General features: G+C 66.7%; 14 protein-coding genes. 11 read left to right on the forward strand and 3 right to left on the reverse strand.

The genetic code is table 11. The annotated features are described in order from the left end of the window. Window positions 1-3: 3 nt before the first annotated feature. On the reverse strand, window positions 4-1,032 hold the full coding sequence (locus tag ABIC50_RS03340) for an ABC transporter substrate-binding protein (protein WP_165751153.1): 1,029 nt from the start codon (window positions 1,030-1,032) through the stop codon (window positions 4-6). 57 nt (window positions 1,033-1,089) lie between these two features. Beyond that, complete coding sequence (locus ABIC50_RS03345) at window positions 1,090-2,115, reverse strand: LacI family DNA-binding transcriptional regulator (RefSeq protein ID WP_105833786.1); 1,026 nt, start codon at window positions 2,113-2,115, stop codon at window positions 1,090-1,092. Window positions 2,116-3,043: 928 nt separating this feature from the next. On the opposite strand from ABIC50_RS03345, the gene ABIC50_RS03350 reads away from it, so the two are divergent. From ABIC50_RS03350 to ABIC50_RS03395, 10 genes are all read left to right on the forward strand, one after another. Further along, window positions 3,044-4,057 carry a hypothetical protein gene (locus ABIC50_RS03350; RefSeq protein ID WP_354162170.1) on the forward strand — a complete coding sequence of 338 codons (1,014 nt, stop codon included), beginning with the start codon at window positions 3,044-3,046 and terminating at the stop codon, window positions 4,055-4,057. Between the two features lie 335 nt (window positions 4,058-4,392). After that, entirely contained in the window at window positions 4,393-4,539 is a 147-nt protein-coding gene (locus tag ABIC50_RS03355; protein WP_011656453.1) for a DUF3096 domain-containing protein, read from the forward strand. A 281-nt stretch (window positions 4,540-4,820) separates the two neighbouring features. Continuing rightward, window positions 4,821-5,447, forward strand: a complete 627-nt coding sequence (locus ABIC50_RS03360) for a flavin reductase family protein (protein ID WP_354161545.1) — start codon at window positions 4,821-4,823, stop codon at window positions 5,445-5,447. 385 nt (window positions 5,448-5,832) lie between these two features. Next, window positions 5,833-7,065 (forward strand): 3-methyl-2-oxobutanoate dehydrogenase (2-methylpropanoyl-transferring) subunit alpha, encoded by a 1,233-nt coding sequence (locus tag ABIC50_RS03365; RefSeq protein ID WP_105833783.1) that lies wholly within the window; start codon window positions 5,833-5,835, stop codon window positions 7,063-7,065. A gap of 2 nt (window positions 7,066-7,067) precedes the next feature. Then, window positions 7,068-8,111 carry an alpha-ketoacid dehydrogenase subunit beta gene (locus tag ABIC50_RS03370; protein WP_011656456.1) on the forward strand — a complete coding sequence of 348 codons (1,044 nt, stop codon included), beginning with the start codon at window positions 7,068-7,070 and terminating at the stop codon, window positions 8,109-8,111. A 1-nt stretch (window position 8,112) separates the two neighbouring features. After that, the gene (locus ABIC50_RS03375; RefSeq protein WP_354161548.1) at window positions 8,113-9,441 is read left to right on the forward strand and encodes a dihydrolipoamide acetyltransferase family protein; all 1,329 of its coding nucleotides are present in this window, start codon (window positions 8,113-8,115) and stop codon (window positions 9,439-9,441) included. Window positions 9,442-9,446: 5 nt separating this feature from the next. Then, window positions 9,447-10,838, forward strand: coding sequence for a dihydrolipoyl dehydrogenase (lpdA, locus tag ABIC50_RS03380; RefSeq protein ID WP_354161550.1), 1,392 nt, complete (start codon window positions 9,447-9,449; stop codon window positions 10,836-10,838). A 266-nt stretch (window positions 10,839-11,104) separates the two neighbouring features. After that, window positions 11,105-11,734 (forward strand): Rossmann-fold NAD(P)-binding domain-containing protein, encoded by a 630-nt coding sequence (locus ABIC50_RS03385; RefSeq protein ID WP_354161552.1) that lies wholly within the window; start codon window positions 11,105-11,107, stop codon window positions 11,732-11,734. A 323-nt stretch (window positions 11,735-12,057) separates the two neighbouring features. Continuing rightward, window positions 12,058-12,735 (forward strand): SOS response-associated peptidase family protein, encoded by a 678-nt coding sequence (locus tag ABIC50_RS03390; protein ID WP_354161554.1) that lies wholly within the window; start codon window positions 12,058-12,060, stop codon window positions 12,733-12,735. 264 nt (window positions 12,736-12,999) lie between these two features. Continuing rightward, the gene (locus ABIC50_RS03395) at window positions 13,000-14,430 is read left to right on the forward strand and encodes a purine-cytosine permease family protein (protein ID WP_354161556.1); all 1,431 of its coding nucleotides are present in this window, start codon (window positions 13,000-13,002) and stop codon (window positions 14,428-14,430) included. A 239-nt stretch (window positions 14,431-14,669) separates the two neighbouring features. On the opposite strand, the gene ABIC50_RS03400 is transcribed toward ABIC50_RS03395, so the two are convergent. Next, the gene (locus ABIC50_RS03400; RefSeq protein ID WP_011656462.1) at window positions 14,670-15,626 is read right to left on the reverse strand and encodes a LysR family transcriptional regulator; all 957 of its coding nucleotides are present in this window, start codon (window positions 15,624-15,626) and stop codon (window positions 14,670-14,672) included. Between the two features lie 183 nt (window positions 15,627-15,809). Here ABIC50_RS03400 and ABIC50_RS03405 point away from each other — a divergent pair, with 183 nt between their 5' ends. Beyond that, a complete protein-coding gene (locus ABIC50_RS03405) occupies window positions 15,810-17,120 on the forward strand; it encodes an MFS transporter (RefSeq protein ID WP_354161559.1) in 1,311 nt (436 codons plus the stop codon). The last annotated feature ends 21 nt before the right edge of the window (window positions 17,121-17,141 follow it).

Genomic DNA, 17,141 nt, shown 5'->3' on the forward strand with positions numbered 1-17,141 from the left:
CGCTTACTGCATCACCTGCAGGTATTGCAGGCCGAACGCTTGCTGGCCGGCCGCCATCTTGCCGAAGTCGACCGGTTTCGCGCGTGCGTATTCGCTTGCCGGCAGGAACTTCGCGGCGACGTCGGCGCCGAGCGTCTGGGCGCGCACAGGACGCAGATACGCGTTGGCCCACAGTTTCTGGCCTTCGTCGGAGAGCACGAAGTCGAGCACCTTCTTGCCGTTCGCGTCGTGCGGCGCGCCCTTCACGAGGCTCATCACGTACGGCACCGCGATCGTGCCTTCCTGCGGAATCACGAACTCGACGTTCGCGTGATCCTTGTACTTCGCGCGATACGCGTCGAAGTCGTAGTCGAGCAGGATCGGAATCTCGCCGGACAGCACGCGCGCATACGCGGTCTGCTTCGGCACGATCGGCGCGTTCGCCTTCAGCTTGCGGAACCAGTCGAGCGCCGGCTTGAAGTTGTCGAGGCTGCCGCCGAGCGCCTGGTTCACGGCGACCGCCCCCGCATAACCGACGAACGCGCTCGACGGATCGAGGTAGCCGACCATGCCCTTGTATTCGGGCTTCAGCAGATCGGCCCACGAGCGCGGCACCGGCTTGCCGTCGAGCGCGTCCTTGTTCACGAAGAAGCCGAGCGTGCCCGAGTGGATCGCGAACCAGTAGCCTTGCGGGTCCTTCAGGTTCGCGGGAATGTCGTTCCAGTGCGCGGGCTTGTACGGCGCGATCACGCCCTTGTCCTTCGCCTGGAATGCCGACGACACGCCGAGATAGACGACGTCGGCGACCGGGCTCTTCTGTTCGGCGATCAGCTGCGCGATCGCCTGACCGGAGTTCTTGTTGTCGAACGGCACGCGGATACCGGTTTTCTGCTTGATCGCCGCGATTTGCGCGGCCCAGTCGGCCCATTCGGGCGGGCAGTTGTAGCAGATCGCGGATTCGTCGGCATGGGCGGCGGGCGCGAACGCGACGAGCGCGGCGCAGGCGACGGGTGCGGCGAGCACGCGCAGCAGCGAGGTCAGGCGAAAGGACACGGTGGGTCTCCGGGCGAGGTAAGGGTATGTCGCCGCGCGCTCGCGCGGCACACGCATTCAGGCTTGGTGCAATTGCAGGTTGGCGGCCGGCGGCGCGACCGTCGCGCCGTCGCGCACCGTGTGCGGCAGGATCAGCGACGTGCGCTCGATCGTCGCGCCGCCGATGCATTCGACGAGGCGCCGCCATGCATGACGGCCGATGTCCTGGTTCGGCGTCGCGACGCTCGCGAGCGGCGGCGCGAGCAGCTCGCCGATCGCGATGCCGTCGAAGCCGAGCACCGACAGATCGTCGGGAATCGAGAAGCCCGCGCGGCGCAGGCCGCGCATCACGACCATCGCGAGCAGGTCGTTACTGCAGAACAGGGCGGTGGGGCGCGTGGCCTGCGCGGTGAGATGCGCGAGCACTGCGTCGGGCAGCTCGGCCGCGTTGAAGTCGACTTCGACCGGCGGCAGCGTCGCGACGCCGGCTTCGTCGAGCGCCTGCGCGTAGCCGAGATGACGCTGGCGGGCGCGGTCCGACGCGGCGAGCGAGCCGGCCAGCATCAGCACGCGGCGATGGCCGCGTGCGGTCAGCAGGCGGACGCCGTCGTAGGCAGCGCGGCGGTTGTCGACCGACACCGACGGGCGGCGTTGCGTGTCGTTGTGCATCAGCACGTAGTGGGGGCCGTCGCGGTCGAGCATGTCGAGCAGCGGATGCGTGTCGGCGTCGGCGACGGTCAGGATCAGTCCTTCGACGCGCTGCTCGCGCAGCGTCTCGATCGCGTGGCGCTCGCGTGCCTCGTCGTATTCGGTCGTCATCACGATCAGCTTGAAGCCGGCCGCGGTCGCGAGTGCGTCGATGCCTTGCAGGCAGTCGGCGAACACCGGATTCGACAGCGTCGGCACGACGACGCCGACGAGGCGCGTGCGCTCGCCGCGCAACTGCCGGCCGAGCGGGCTCGGGCGGAACTGCAGCGTGTCGATGGCGGTGCGGATCGTCGTCAGCGTGGCGGGGCTGACGGTATGCGGCGCGTTGATCGCGCGCGAGACGGTGGCGATCGAAAAGCCGGCGAGCGCGGCGACATCCTTGATGGTGGGGGTCATGAAGTTACGCGATGTAAACGTTTTCGACCGATGGATTATCGAAAATGTTTGTGACTTCGCGATGACTCGCCAGACATCTGTTTCGTAAAAAATACGATACAAACATCAGACGTTTTGCGCCCCGAGAATGGGGCGCAGTGATTGTATCGGGGGATATTGCGGCGCGGGACGAAATCGATGACGCTGTGGCGGCGGGGTCGATGTCCGGATATGAATTCGGCCGCGGATGGTGCAGGCAGGCATGCCGCGTCGCGATGCGCCGCGCGTGAATCAGGGAACGCATGCGCGAAGCAATGGTAGAATCGCGTCCCGCCCTTTTGCCGGGGTGATGAAATTGGTAAACATAGCGGACTTAAACGATTGAGTGCCCGGCCGGAAACGGTCGGTGCAGAACCCTTCAAATTCGGCGAAACCCCTGATGCGCGCATCGAGGCAACGCCGAGCCAAGCCTCGCGGTGAGATCGCAGCGAGGAAGGTGTAGAGACTAGACGGGGGGCGCCTAAGGCGCACGGGCGGCGATCACGCCCGCGCGCGACGGTGAAGGCATAGTCCAGCGCACGAACGGCATCGTTTCGACGACGCCGGCTTCGAAAGAAGCAGTGTGACGAAAATCCGCCGCCTTAATTGGCTTGCCGGTTCAAGTCCGGTCCCCGGCACCAACATCGCTTCCGTGTGATTCCACGAAGCTTCAAAGACCCGCGAGAAACAAGCGTCTCTCGCGGGTTTTTTGTTTTCATGCCGAGCCGTCGGGTGCGTTCATGGCCACCTTGCTAGGCGATACCCCAATGCCTTTCACCGGCGCCTCAACGCACACTGGTTCGCGTCGCTCGAGGAATGCCAGCGGCCCCGTCCAGTACCAGATTCGATTCGCATGACGTTCGTTCAACCGTCGTCCAGCATCCGGGTTCAGCTCAGGTGGGGAGGCCAAATGGGACAGTGCCGTCGCATCTATTCACGTTTCGTCGTCACGGGCTCGATCGCGGGTCTGGCGATTCTGGCAGGCATTGGCCACGCGCATGCCGAGGACGGTCCCGCGAGTTCACCGACCGCGTTCAAGCCATCGGAAAGAACGATCAACGCTTATGCGGTGTATGGCGACGGACGCGCGACCGACGGCGGCGATATGCATTGGCGCGCCTACGAAGTCGGCTTCGGCGACGTGTTGAACGACTACTTCTCGATCTACCTCGCCTATTTGAACGAGGGGCATCCGGTGGATCACCACCGTGACGGCTTCGCCGCGCTGGGTTCGTTTCGTTGGCCGCTCGGCAATCGCGTGGCGGTCGAATTGTCGGCGGGGCCGTATTTCAGCATCGACACGACCCATGTCGACAACCAGGCGCGCAATGAAAAGCGCTGGGGTGTGCGCGCGTCAGCAGCCGTGCGGTATTACCTCGTTCCCGACCGCTTCTTCCTCAAGCTGCAGTACAACCACGTGCAGATGATTGGCGGATTCAATTCCGACGCGGTGCTGTTCGGCATCGGTTCGGATTTTGGCGGCGATCCCGGCCCGGCGTTGTCGGACGGCAAGACGCAGGTCAGCATTTGGGCCGGGACGTCGCAGACGAACCGTCCTCAAGTGCCGATCGAAAAGGGCTACATGGTCGAAGTCAAACGGCCGCTCGGCAATGCGTGGGCCTATTCGGCGAGCTTCGTCTACGAAGGCAACAATGGCGTCGCCGGCCGAAGGGGTGTGGCAGCGCAACTCTGGTACGTCGCGCCGATCAAGACCAAATGGACGCTTTCGGCAGGGGCAGGTCCGTATCTTTCGCACGACCGGGACGAAGCCTCAAGCAAAACGAGAGTCAATGCGTTGCTCAGCGCGCAGGTGAGTTACCAGGTCACGAACGATTGGGCGGCGAGCTTGCGCTTCAATCGTGTCGCGACCGGCAACGACAAGGACCAGGATATGTTCATGGTCGGCTTGGCACGCAATTTCTAGGGCTTCATTCTCACGCGCATTCTCGCGGCGCAAATTGAAATTCATGTGCGGTGCGGCATAAGCGTGGCATCTCGAGTGATGTCGTCGGATTCCAGCGTACAGACGAAATCGGCCGCACGCGCCGAGGCAGGCACGAAAATCGCTGCGGCATGCAAACAAACGTTGCACTGACAACCGGTCAGGGTTCCGGTTGCCTGCGTCGGTAAAAATCTCCCACCCGTCACGGAATCGCATGCAGCGTTGAAAAGGAGCGGCTCCGAAGCACAGGGTCGTGCAATACGGTTTCGAGGTGCTCCAGTTGGCGATTTCGCGATCTATTGTTAAGGGGCAACGCCATGCACATATTCACGAACTTGAGCCCATTGGTCTCGCTGATCGCTGGCATTCTGATTCTGGTGGTGCCGCGCCTGCTGAATTTCATCGTTGCGATCTACTTGATCATCATAGGATTGCTCGGACTGTTCGCAGGACATATACACTGACGAGCCCTTTTCGGCCTCCCTCCCTGGTTCGACGGCGACCGCTTCAATGAAGATTTGAAAAAACCGCGAGCGAGAAAACGAATGAAGGGCTCGCGGTTTTTTTATGTTGCGTGCCACATGCATCGCCGCTGCAACGTCGCGCGCGACCGCACCCTCACTGCAACGAAACCGACCCCATGTGATACTTGGCGCGCACATCGCACCGCACACCGTTGCTGCCCTTGGCACACGCGCGCCGGTCGATGGACTTCAACGCTGCTTGCCTGCCTCGACATCACGCCATGACCGACTCGACCCATCACTATTACGAACCCTCGCAAGGCCACGGCCTCCCGCACGATCCGCTGAACGCGATCGTGGGCCCGCGCCCGATCGGCTGGATCTCTTCCCGAGGCAGCGACGGCACGATCAACCTCGCACCGTACAGCTTCTTCAACGCATTCAACTATCGTCCGCCGATCATCGGCTTTTCGAGCACGGCCGCGAAGGACAGCCTGCGTAACGTGCAGGAGACCGGCGAGTTCGTCTGGAACCTCGCGACGCGCGATCTCGCCGACAGGATGAACCAGACCTGTGCGGCCGTGCCGTACGGCGTCGACGAATTCGAACTCGGCGGCCTGACCGCGATCCCGTCGCGCCTCGTCGATGTGCCGCGCGTCGCGGAAAGCGGCGTCAACTTCGAATGCAAGGTGACCGACGTGATCCCGCTGCGCGATCACCATGGCGTCGACTCGCCGGCCACGTTGGTACTCGGCGAAGTCATCGCCGTGCACATTCGCCACGACCTGCTGAAGGACGGCATCTTCGACACGTTCGGCGCGGGCATCATTCTTCGCGCGGGCGGCCCGTCGGCCTACGTGCACGTCAAGCCCGACAGCCGCTTCGACATCGCGCGCCCCGACGCGTAACCCATCGCGCCGGCACGACCCGGCAAGCGCCCGGACGAAGAGACCCCGCCGAGATCCCGGATTTCGCGGGGTCTCTTGCTTCGTATCGTCCGACATGATCGACGCGGAACGATCGGTGCGGCCGCGATCCGCACGCTCCGCAGCCATTGACGCATCGCAGCACACGCGGCCTTCGTTCACCACGCCGGCGGCGCCGATCGCCCGCCGACACCCACCATGGCAAATCTGCTCACCGCAATCGAGCGGCTTGGTCATCGACGTCGCGCTTCGCGAGGCATAGATTTTCAAGGTTGGCGTGCTTATCCGTGCGCCAGCCCGCGCGTGAGCCGGCAACCGGCCGCGCGTTCCAACAGCGTGAGACACAATCGAGCGTGGAGACGACACGATGAGCCTGTCAGAGCCATTGCGTCTGCATGTGCCGGAGCCCACCGGGCGTCCGGGCTGCAAGACGGATTTTTCCTATCTGCATCTATCGCCGGCCGGCGCGGTTCGCCGCCCGCCGATCGACGTTGCCCCCGCGGACACCGCCCATCTCGCCCGCAGCCTCGTGCGCGTGCTCGACGACCACGGCGCAGCGCTCGGCCCATGGGCGCCGGACCTCGACGATGCGCGCCTGATCGCCGGGATGCGCGCGATGCTGAAGACCCGCATCTTCGACGCGCGCATGATGATCGCGCAGCGTCAGAAGAAAATCTCCTTCTACATGGTGAGCCTCGGCGAAGAGGCGATCGGCGCCGCGCACGCGATGGCGCTGCGTCACGGCGACATGTGCTTCCCGACCTACCGCCAGCAAAGCATCCTGATCGCGCGCGACGTGCCGCTCGAACGGATGATCTGCCAGTTGATGTCGAACGAAGGCGACCCGCTGAAGGGGCGCCAGCTCCCGGTGATGTACTCGGACCGCGAAGCCGGCTTCTTCTCGATCTCCGGCAATCTCGCGACGCAGTTCATCCAGGCGGTCGGCTGGGCGATGGCGTCGGCGATCAAGGGCGACACGAAGATCGCGTCCGCGTGGATCGGCGACGGCGCGACCGCGGAAGCCGACTTCCACACCGCGCTGACGTTCGCGCACGTGTATCGCGCGCCGGTCGTGCTGAACGTCGTCAACAACCAGTGGGCGATCTCGACGTTCCAGGCGATCGCGGGCGGCGAGGGCACCACCTTCGCCGGGCGCGGCGTCGGCTGCGGCATCGCTTCGCTGCGCGTCGACGGCAACGACTTCCTCGCGATCTACGCGGCATCGACCTGGGCCGCCGAGCGCGCGCGCCGCAATCTCGGCCCGACGCTGATCGAATGGGTCACCTACCGCGCGGGCGCGCATTCGACGTCGGACGATCCGACGAAATACCGGCCGGCCGACGACTGGGCCCATTTCCCGCTCGGCGATCCGATCGCGCGCTTCAAGCAGCATCTGATCGCGAAAGGCATCTGGTCGGACAGCGCGCACGACGCGCTGACGGCCGAGCTGGAAGCCGAAGTGATCGCCGCGCAGAAGGAAGCGGAGCAGTTCGGCACGCTGGCCGACGACCGGATTCCGTCGCCGGCCTCGATGTTCGACGACGTGTACAAGGAGCTGCCCGCGCACCTGCGCCGTCAGCGCCAGGAACTGGGAGCGTGATCATGGCGCAACAGGAAACGACGACGGCATCGGCGCAGCCGATGACGATGATCCAGGCGCTGCGCTCCGCGATGGACGTGATGCTCGAGCGCGACGGCGACGTGGTGGTGTTCGGGCAGGATGTCGGCTACTTCGGCGGCGTGTTCCGCTGCACCGAAGGGCTGCAGGCCAAGTACGGCAAGTCGCGCGTGTTCGATGCGCCGATCTCGGAAGGCGGGATCGTCGGCGCGGCGGTCGGGATGGGCGCGTATGGATTGCGGCCGGTCTGCGAGATCCAGTTCGCGGACTACTTCTACCCGGCGTCCGACCAGATCGTGTCGGAAGGCGCACGGCTGCGCTATCGCTCCGCGGGCCAGTTCACCGCGCCAATGACGATCCGGATGCCGTGCGGCGGCGGCATCTACGGCGGCCAGACGCACAGCCAGAGCCCGGAGGCGATGTTCACGCAGGTCTGCGGGTTGCGCACGGTAATGCCGTCGAATCCGTACGACGCGAAAGGGCTGCTGATCGCGTCGATCGAGAACGACGATCCGGTGATCTTCCTCGAGCCGAAACGCCTGTACAACGGGCCGTTCGACGGCCATCACGAGCGGCCGGTCACGTCGTGGCTCAAGCATCCGGGCAGCGTGGTGCCGGACGGCTATTACACGGTGCCGCTCGATACGGCGGCCGTCGTGCGGCCCGGCAACGACCTCACGGTGCTGACGTACGGGACGACCGTCCACGTGTCGCTCGCCGCGGCCGAGGAGACCGGCATCGACGCGGAAGTGATCGATCTGCGCACGCTGTGGCCGGTCGACCTCGACACGATCGTCGCATCGGTGCGCAAGACCGGCCGCTGCGTGGTGGTGCACGAAGCGACGCGCACCTGCGGCTACGGCGCGGAACTGGTATCGCTCGTCCAGGAGCACTGCTTCTACCATCTGGAAGCGCCGGTCGAGCGGACGACGGGCTGGGACACGCCGTATCCGCACGCGCAGGAATGGGCGTATTTCCCCGGCCCGGCCCGGGTTGGCGAAGCATTGCGACGCGTGATGGAGGCCTGAGATGGGGATTCATGTGATCAAGATGCCGGATATCGGCGAAGGGATCGCCGAGGTCGAGCTGGTGGCCTGGCATGTGGAAGTCGGCCAGACGATCAAGGAAGACCAGCCGCTCGCCGACGTGATGACCGACAAGGCGGCGGTGGAGATTCCGTCGCCGGTGGCGGGCAAGGTGCTGGCGCTCGGCGGCCGGATCGGCGAGATGATGGCGGTCGGCAGCGAGCTGATTCGTGTCGAGGTCGAAGGCAACGGCAACCTGAAGCCGGGCACGAAGGCACGCGATGCCGAAGCGGATGCGACGTCGCGTCCGGCGGCGGTTGACGCGCCTGCAAAGTCATCGAAAGTCCCCGAAGCGCACGACGCGTCGAAGGCAGCGCGCCACACCGCTGAGCGTGCACCGGCCGAGCCGCGTCGCACGGAACACGCGGCGCCGCCGCGCGCGGCCCTCGCGCCGGGCGAACGGCCGCTCGCGTCGCCGGCGGTGCGCCAGCGCGCCTGGGACATGGGCATCGAGCTGCGCTACGTGCGCGGCACCGGCGAGGCCGGCCGGATCCTGCATGCGGACCTCGATGCGTACGCACGCACGGGCGGCACGGCGGCGGGTGGCGCGCAAGCGCGCGGCTACGACGAGCGCAACGATGAAACGGAGGTGCCGGTGATCGGCCTGCGCCGCGCCATCGCGCGCAAGATGCAGGAAGCGAAGCGCCGCATTCCGCACTTCAGCTACGTCGAGGAGATCGACGTCACCGAGCTCGAATCGCTGCGCAGCGAGCTGAACCGACGCCACGGCGACGCGCGTGGCCGGCTCACGCCGCTGCCGCTGCTGATCCGCGCGATGGTGATCGCGCTGCGCGACTTCCCGCAGATCAACGCGCGCTACGACGACGAAGCCGGTGTCGTCACGCGTTACGGCGCGGTGCACATGGGCGTCGCGACGCAGACGGACAGCGGCCTCACGGTGCCGGTGCTGCGTCATGCGGAAGCGCGCGACGTGTGGTCGATCTCGGCGGAAATCGCGCGGCTCGCCGACGCGGTGCGCGCGAACCGCGCGCAGCGCGACGAGCTGACCGGCTCGACGATCACGATCTCGAGCCTCGGCGCGCTCGGCGGCATCATGTCGACGCCGGTCATCAACCATCCGGAGGTCGGCATCGTCGGCGTGAACCGGATCGTCGAGCGGCCGATGATCCGCGACGGCGCGATCGTCGCGCGCAAGCTGATGAACCTGTCGTCGTCGTTCGACCATCGCGTCGTCGACGGCGCGGACGCGGCCGAATTCATCCAGGCCGTGCGTGGATTGCTCGAGCGCCCGGCGCTGCTGTTCGTGGAGTGAGTGCGATGCCGAACGAACACACCACGCTGCTCGTGATCGGCGGCGGGCCGGGCGGTTACGTCGCCGCGATTCGCGCGGGGCAGCTCGGCATTCCGACGGTGCTCGTCGAGCGCGAACGGCTCGGCGGCACGTGCCTGAACATCGGCTGCATTCCGTCGAAGGCGCTGATCCATGTCGCCGATGCGTTCGAGCAGGCGTGCGCGCAGGCCGGCGAAGGCATGCTCGGCATTCGCGTGCGCGCGCCGGAGATCGACATCGCGAAAAGCGTCGCATGGAAGGACGGGATCGTCGAGCGGCTCACGCGCGGCGTCGGCGCGCTGCTGAAGAAGCACGGCGTGCGCGTGCTGCAGGGCGACGCGCGCGTCGTCGACGGCAAGACGGTCGATGTCGTCGCCGGCGACCACACGACGCGCATCGCATGCGAACACCTGTTGCTCGCGACCGGTTCGGAACCGGTCGCGCTGCCGTCGATGCCGTTCGGCGGGCACGTCGTATCGTCGACCGACGCACTGTCGCCCACGTCGTTGCCGACGCGGCTGGTCGTCGTCGGCGCCGGATACATCGGGCTCGAACTCGGGACCGTCTATCGTAAGCTCGGCGTCGAGGTCAGCATCGTCGAAGCGGCGGAGCGCGTGCTGCCCGCGTACGACGCGGAACTCGCGAAGCCGGTCGCCGATTCGCTCGCGCGGCTCGGCGTCGGTTTGTGGCTGGGCCACACGGTGCTCGGTTTGGCGAGCGACGGCGCGGTGCGCGTGCAGGCGCCCGACGGCGCGCAGAAGACGCTGCCGGCCGATCGCGTGCTGGTCGCGGTTGGGCGCCGGCCGCGCGTGGACGGCTTCGGGCTCGAAGCATTGCCGCTCGATCGCAACGGCCGCGCGCTGCGCATCGACGACGCATGCCGGACCTCGATGCGCAACGTATGGGCGATCGGCGATGTCGCAGGCGAGCCGATGCTCGCGCATCGCGCGATGGCGCAGGGCGAGATGGTGGCCGAGCTGATCGCAGGGCGGCGCCGCAAGTTCACGCCCGCGTCGATCCCCGCCGTGTGCTTCACCGATCCCGAGGTCGTCACGTCCGGCTGGTCGCCCGACGACGCGAAGGCGGCCGGCGTCGACTGCATCAGCGCGTCGTTCCCGTTCGCGGCGAACGGGCGCGCGATGACGCTGCACGCGACCGACGGTTTCGTGCGCGTCGTCGCGCGGCGCGACACGCATCTGATCGTCGGCTGGCAGGCGGTCGGGCGCGGCGTGTCGGAACTGGCCGCGGCGTTCTCGCAGTCGCTCGAGATGGGCGCGCGGCTCGAGGACATCGGCGGCACGATCCACGCGCATCCGACGCTCGGCGAAGCGGTGCAGGAGGCGGCATTGCGCGCGCTGGGACACGCGTTGCACGTGTGAACGCGCGTCGGCATCCGTCGTCATCCGTCGCCGGACGAAGCCCGGCTGCGGCGCCGATCCGCGCGACCGGTGTGATCGCGTTCGAGCATGCGCGGCTCGCGGGTCGCTGTTGACCCTCGTGCGCGAACCGTTCATCGTGTCGGTATCCCGTCCGATTCATCGGCTTCGAACGGGCGGCTCCGCCGCGATGCGGCATGGCGATGTGCCGCGTCGCACGGCTGCCGCTCACGGCCAGCTCTGCACCGGCCATACACGGACAACTGCACATGAAATTGCTGCTCGTCGGCGCGACCGGACTCGTTGGGCGCCACGTCCTCGACATCGCGCTGGCCGACGCGCGGGTGGACCAGGTCGTCGTGCTCGCGCGCCGGCCGTTGTCGCCGCATCCGAAGATGCGCGCATTGACGGTCGACTTCGATCACCTGCCCGAGTCGGCCGACTGGTGGCAGGCCGACGCGGTGATCTGCACGCTCGGCACCACGATGCGGGTCGCGGGCTCGCAGGCCGCATTCCGCCGCGTCGATCACGACTATCCGCTCGCGGTCGCGCGCCTCGCGCACCGGTCCGGCACGCCGACCTACGTGCTGAATTCCGCGCTCGGCGCGGACCCGGCGTCGCGCATCTTCTACAACCGCGTGAAGGGCGAGGTCGAGCGTGCGCTCGCTGGCATCGGGTTCGCGTCGCTTACCTGCGTGCGGCCGGGGCTGATCGGCGGTAGCCGCGACGAGTTCCGGTTCGGCGAACGGATGATGGCGCTGGCGCTCGGTACCGCCGGGCCGCTGTTGCCGCCGAAGTGGCGCGTGAATCCCGCGCCGCGCATCGCGCGCGCGCTGCTCGATGCGGCGATCGATGCACGCCCGGGCGTGCATGTCATCGGATCGGAACGGCTCGCCTGAACCGGGGCCGGCACGTTGTCGGCACGGATGAATGAACGGACGTGCGCGCCGGCTATTCACACACGAAGCCGTCGAGTGGAACGCGTCCAGCGCTTCGCCGCCGTCGCTGTTGCGCTGCGTCGCAAGCTGGAATTCGACCGCATGGCTCAGCTTGCTCGCGAGCAGCCTGCGCATCTTGCTGCCGGCAAGAGTGGAAGCAATGACCGATCGACGGGCCGAGCCACTGCCACCTGTGAGACTGTTTCGTCATACCAACCGATTGCACAAACACGGCATGCCCGCTGACCTACGATGAAGACATCGCGTCCATCGTCTACCGAAACGTGTGCACTCACTACCGCGCCCCCGATGAAGACCCGGGCATCAGCGAGCTGAAGCTCGGCATCGGCGACCTGTTTCGCCGCGACCCGTGGGAACCCGACGTGTATCCCGATTACGTGGCGCCCATCGCGCGTGCCGACGGCGACGGCCTCGCGGTCGTCAGCGCGGTGTTCGGCTTCTGGCCGAAGTTCATGCAGCCCGTGCGTGTCGACGAGAACGGCCGCAAGCGCAAGAAGCTCGATACGGTGAACGCGCGCGCGGAAACGGTCGGCTCGTCGCGGCTCTACAGCACGGCCTGGCGCAACGGCCAGCGTTGCCTGATTCCTGTGCGCTGGATTTTCGAGCCGTGCTACGAGACGGGCCGCAACGTGTGGCACCGGATCGGCGTCGACGGCTGGCAACCGTGCTGCGTCGCCGGCATCTGGCGCAGCTTCATCACGGCCGACGGCCGCGAGCGAATCGGCATGACGATGCTCACGGTCAACGCCGACGATCACCCGGTGTTCGCGCGCATGCATCGGCCCGGCGACGAGAAGCGGGGCGTCGTGATCCTGCGCCGCGCCGACTACGACGCATGGCTGCACGCACGCGACGTCGAAGCCGTGCGGCGCTTGCTGACGCTCCTTCCCGCCGACGACCTGGTGGCCGAGCCCGAGCCGGCGTCGCCCGCCGGCACCTGAGCTTTCATTTTTCCTACGCGCGACCGACGACTCCGCAGGTCCGACGCGTGCCGTTTTCCGACACGTTTCATAAATCGTCGAACACCCGGGAAATCACCGATATCACGCAAGTTGTATATACAAGAATATCCGCTGGCAATGTCGGCGCTCATCGGCGATCCATGGCGCGCCACGTCCGGCGAGCCGAAAGGGCGCCCCGGCAGGTTTGCCGTTTCCCGTCTCGTCCGAACCATTCGCGATCCTCAGTATCTTGGAGATTTCCCCGTGTCAACGAATCCCAGTGGAAAAGCCGGCGGCCTGATCGAGGTACGCTCGATCGATTTCATTCCCGACGCCGAACGCCACGGCGGGCTGCTGAGCCAGTTCACGCTGTGGCTGTCGGCGAACATGCAGATCACGGCCATCGTCACGGGGGCGCTCGCGGTCGTGCTCGGCGGCGACGTATTCTGGTCGCTGGTCGCGCTGCTGCTCGGCCAGTTCGTCGGCGGCGCGGTGATGGCGCTGCACGGCGCGCAGGGGCCGCAGCTCGGGTTGCCGCAGATGATCTCGAGCCGCGTGCAGTTCGGCGTCTACGGCGCGATGATCCCGATCGTGCTCGTGTGCCTGATGTACATCGGCTTTTCCGCCAGCGGCTCGGTGCTCGCCGGGCAGGCGGTCGCGCAACTGCTGCACGTCGACGACGCGGCCGGCATCCTGCTGTTCGCGGCCGTGATCGTCGTGCTGACGGTGTTCGGCTATCGCGCGATCCACTTCGTCGGCCGGATCGCGAGCGTGGTCGGCATCGTCGCGTTCGTCTACATGTTCACGCAGCTGTTCGCGAACCACGACGTCGGCGCGCTGCTCGCGAACCGGCACTTCTCGCTCGCGAGCTTCCTGCTGTCGATGTCGCTGTCCGCGTCGTGGCAGATCGCGTTCGGCCCGTACGTCGCCGACTATTCGCGCTACCTGCCGCGCTCGACGTCGTCGGTCGCTACGTTCCTCGCGGTCGGCCTGGGCTCGGTGATCGGCGCGCAGGCCGCGATGGTGTTCGGCGTGTTCGCGGCCGCGCTGGCCGGCAGCCAGTTCGCGCACCACGAGGTGTCGTACATCGTCGGGCTCGGCTCGACGGGGGCCGTCGCCGCACTGCTGTATTTGAGCATCGCGTTCGGCAAGGTGACGGTGACCGCGCTCAACGCGTACGGCAGCTTCATGTCGATGGCGACGATCGTCAGCGGTTTCCGCGGCAAGGGCGCGGTGTCGTCGCGCAGCCGTCTCGTCTACATCTTCGGGATGATCTGCGTGTCGACGCTGATCGCGCTCGCCGGCCGTCATTCGTTCCTGAAGGAATTCACCGCGTTCATCCTGTTCCTGCTCGCGTTCTTCACGCCGTGGAGCGCGATCAACCTGGTCGACTACTACTGCTTCACGCGCTCGCGCTACGACGTGCCGGCGCTGTCCGATCCGGATGGCCGCTACGGCCGCTGGAACGTGATGGCGATCACGATCTACGTGGTCGGCATCCTGGTGCAGGTGCCGTTCATGTCGACGCACATCTACACGGGCGCGCTCGTCGATGCGCTCGGCGGCACCGACATCTCGTGGATCCTCGGCCTCATCGTGCCGGCCGTGCTGTACTACGTCGGCGCGCGTGCGTCGCGACGCAGCATCCCCGAGCGGCTGATCCTGCCGCTCGAACGCAGCGAGGTTCACCACTGACGCATGACGCATCGCGTCGCCCGTCGGGCCGGCCTTCCGCCGGCCTGAGCGGCCCGCCGAATCCCGCATCATCGGCAGCCGCGCTGCACATCACACCTTCGTGATCCACGATGCCGGCACGGCGGACCACCGTGCCCGGCGTCGTTCCGCTCAAGCATGCGGCGCGCGTCGCAGGGTAGTAGCCGAAGAACGCGACGACGACCGCGACCCTCCTTTCGCGTGTGCGAGCAATCCAACGCCTACATCCCCAGCCGTTCCGCGAGCGAGTGCTGCTGCATGCAGCGCTCCATCGCGTCGAGGAACGCGTGCTCGGCCGCGTTCATCTTGCGGTCGCGATGCCACAGCAGGAACACGTCGACGTCGACGAGGCCGTCGTCGGGCGGCAGTCGCCACAGCCGTTGCTGCGCGATGTCGTCGCGCACGATGTGCTCGGGCAGGCAGCCGATTCCGTAACCGGCGAAGATCAGCCGCCGCACTTCCTCGAGACTCGGCGACGACGCGACGATGCGCCCGGTGAAGCCCTTCTGGTCGCGGAACACGGTGAGCGGCGACAGGCTGTCGCCGATCTGATCGCTCGTGAACGACACGAAGTTCTCCGCGAGCAGATCCTCCATCCGCAACTGCGTCTGCCCGAACAGCCGGTGATGGCGACCGCAGTAGATCGCGTAGCGCTGGCGCAGGAAGCAGCGCATCTCGAGCTTGTCGTGCGGCGTGCGGCACAGGCCGAGCCCGGCGGTGGCCGTCTTCTGCAGCAGCGACGACAGGATGTCGGATGAGCGCATCACTTCGATCTGCAGATCGATGCGCGGATACGCGCGATGGAAGTCGGCGAGGAATGCGTCGTAGACGGGCGACTCGATGCGGCTCACCGTCAGCAGCCGGATCGAACCGGTGAGGTCGGCCGTGCTGTCGTCGAGTTCCGTTTCGAGCCGCGACACGCCGCCGTAGATGTCGCTCGCGATCCGATACACGGCTTCGCCCGCTGGAGTGGGCGCGAAGTGCGCACCGCGCCGCTCGATCAGCTTGCGCTCCAGCGTGTCTTCCAGCCGCCGCAGCGCCTGGCTCACGGCCGGCTGCGTCACGTGCAGGCGCGCGGCCGCCCGGCTCACGCTGCGCTCCTGCATGATCACCAGGTAGGTGCGCAGCAGGTTCCAGTCGAGGCGGTCGTTGAGGAAGGGGGTGAGGTCGGCGCGCATCGGGTCTCCGCTCGAATCGGATCAGTCATTAGCTGAATTTATACGCTGAATAATAACTTGAAATTTGACTAATGATTTGCGGTCGCCGATAAAGGAGGGGCGCCGCACCGTGCGGCGCGAGGCCGCGACAGACGGCCCGCCACCACGATATTGCGCGTGCCGCGGCGCGCGTCAGGAGCCCGCATGACCCAGTCCCTTCCTTCCGCCCGCCAGCCGGCGCGTGCCGCGACGGCCGCGTTCGTCGGCACGATGATCGAGTGGTACGACTTCTACATCTACGCGACCGCCGCCGCGCTCGTGTTCGGCGAACTCTATTTCCCGTCGCATGACCGCTTCGTCAGCACGATGGCGTCGTTCGCGACGTTCGCGGTCGGCTTCTTCGCGCGCCCGCTCGGCGGCATCGTGTTCGGCCACCTCGGCGACCGCATCGGCCGCAAGAAGGCGCTGATGACGACGCTGATGATGATGGGCGTCGCGACCGTGTGCGTCGGGCTGCTGCCCGACTATTCGCAGGTCGGCATGCTCGCGCCGGTGCTGCTGATCGTGCTGCGCGTCGTGCAGGGGATCGCCGTCGGCGGCGAGTGGGGCGGCGCGGTGCTGATGGCGGGCGAGCACGCGCCGCAGGGCCGCCGCACGTTCTTCGCGTCGTTCGCGCAGCTCGGCAGCCCGGCCGGGCTGATCCTGTCGCTGGTCGCGTTTCGCGCGGTCACGTCGATGGACAAGGCCGATTTCCTCGCATGGGGCTGGCGCCTGCCGTTTCTCGCGAGCTCAGTGCTGCTCGTCGTCGGCCTCCTGATCCGGCTCGGCGTGAACGAGTCGCCGGAATTCGCGCGCGTGAAGGAAGCGAACCGCACCGTGAAGCTGCCGGTGGCCGAAGTGCTGCGCTCCGCGTCGGGGCTCGTGCTGCTCTGCATCGGCGCGAACACGATCGGGATCGCGGGCGTCTATTTCACCAACACGTTCATGATCGCGTACACCACGCAGTACGTCGGCGTGTCGCGCTCGCTGATCCTCGACAGCCTGTTCGCGGTCGCGATCATCCAGTTCATCGCGCAGCCGCTCGCCGCGTGGATCGCCGAGCGTATCGGCGGCGCGCGTTTCCTGAAGATCGCCGCGCTGCTCGCGATGCTGTCGCCGTACCCGATGTTCATGCTCGTGCAGGGCGGCACGTCCGGGTCGCTCGTCGCCGGCATCGCGCTCGCGGTCGTGTGCATGGCCGGCTTCTACTCGGTGATCGCCGGCTTCGTGAGCGACGTGTTTCCCGCGCACGTGCGCTATTCGGCGATCTCGCTCGCGTACCAGGTTTGTGGCGCGATCGCGGGCGGCCTGACGCCGCTCGTCGGCACCTGGCTCGCGCATCGCTTCGCGGGCCAGTGGTGGCCGCTCGCGGTGTTCTACACGTGTCTCGCCGGCATCTCGCTGCTTTGCATCGTCGCGCTCGACGCGCGACGCGCGGGCCGGCCGGCCACGGCCGAAGCGCTCGGCTCGCACTGACCCTCGACGAACGAATTCATC

It is taken from the genome of Burkholderia sp. 567, assembly GCF_040545115.1.
GTDB lineage: Bacteria > Pseudomonadota > Gammaproteobacteria > Burkholderiales > Burkholderiaceae > Burkholderia > Burkholderia ambifaria.

Bases quoted from the DNA above. Each gene is read 5' to 3' on its own strand.
- ABIC50_RS03405 (WP_354161559.1), top strand. From the start codon at position 15,810: ATGACCCAGTCCCTTCCTTCCGCCCGCCAGCCGGCGCGTGCCGCGACG.
- ABIC50_RS03345 (WP_105833786.1), bottom strand. From the start codon at position 2,115: ATGACCCCCACCATCAAGGATGTCGCCGCGCTCGCCGGCTTTTCGATC.
- ABIC50_RS03365 (WP_105833783.1), top strand. From the start codon at position 5,833: ATGAGCCTGTCAGAGCCATTGCGTCTGCATGTGCCGGAGCCCACCGGG.
- ABIC50_RS03370 (WP_011656456.1), top strand. From the start codon at position 7,068: ATGGCGCAACAGGAAACGACGACGGCATCGGCGCAGCCGATGACGATG.
- ABIC50_RS03360 (WP_354161545.1), top strand. From the start codon at position 4,821: ATGACCGACTCGACCCATCACTATTACGAACCCTCGCAAGGCCACGGC.
- ABIC50_RS03350 (WP_354162170.1), top strand. From the start codon at position 3,044: ATGGGACAGTGCCGTCGCATCTATTCACGTTTCGTCGTCACGGGCTCG.
- lpdA (WP_354161550.1), top strand. From the start codon at position 9,447: ATGCCGAACGAACACACCACGCTGCTCGTGATCGGCGGCGGGCCGGGC.
- ABIC50_RS03400 (WP_011656462.1), bottom strand. From the start codon at position 15,626: ATGCGCGCCGACCTCACCCCCTTCCTCAACGACCGCCTCGACTGGAAC.
- ABIC50_RS03375 (WP_354161548.1), top strand. From the start codon at position 8,113: ATGGGGATTCATGTGATCAAGATGCCGGATATCGGCGAAGGGATCGCC.
- ABIC50_RS03355 (WP_011656453.1), top strand. From the start codon at position 4,393: ATGCACATATTCACGAACTTGAGCCCATTGGTCTCGCTGATCGCTGGC.
- ABIC50_RS03385 (WP_354161552.1), top strand. From the start codon at position 11,105: ATGAAATTGCTGCTCGTCGGCGCGACCGGACTCGTTGGGCGCCACGTC.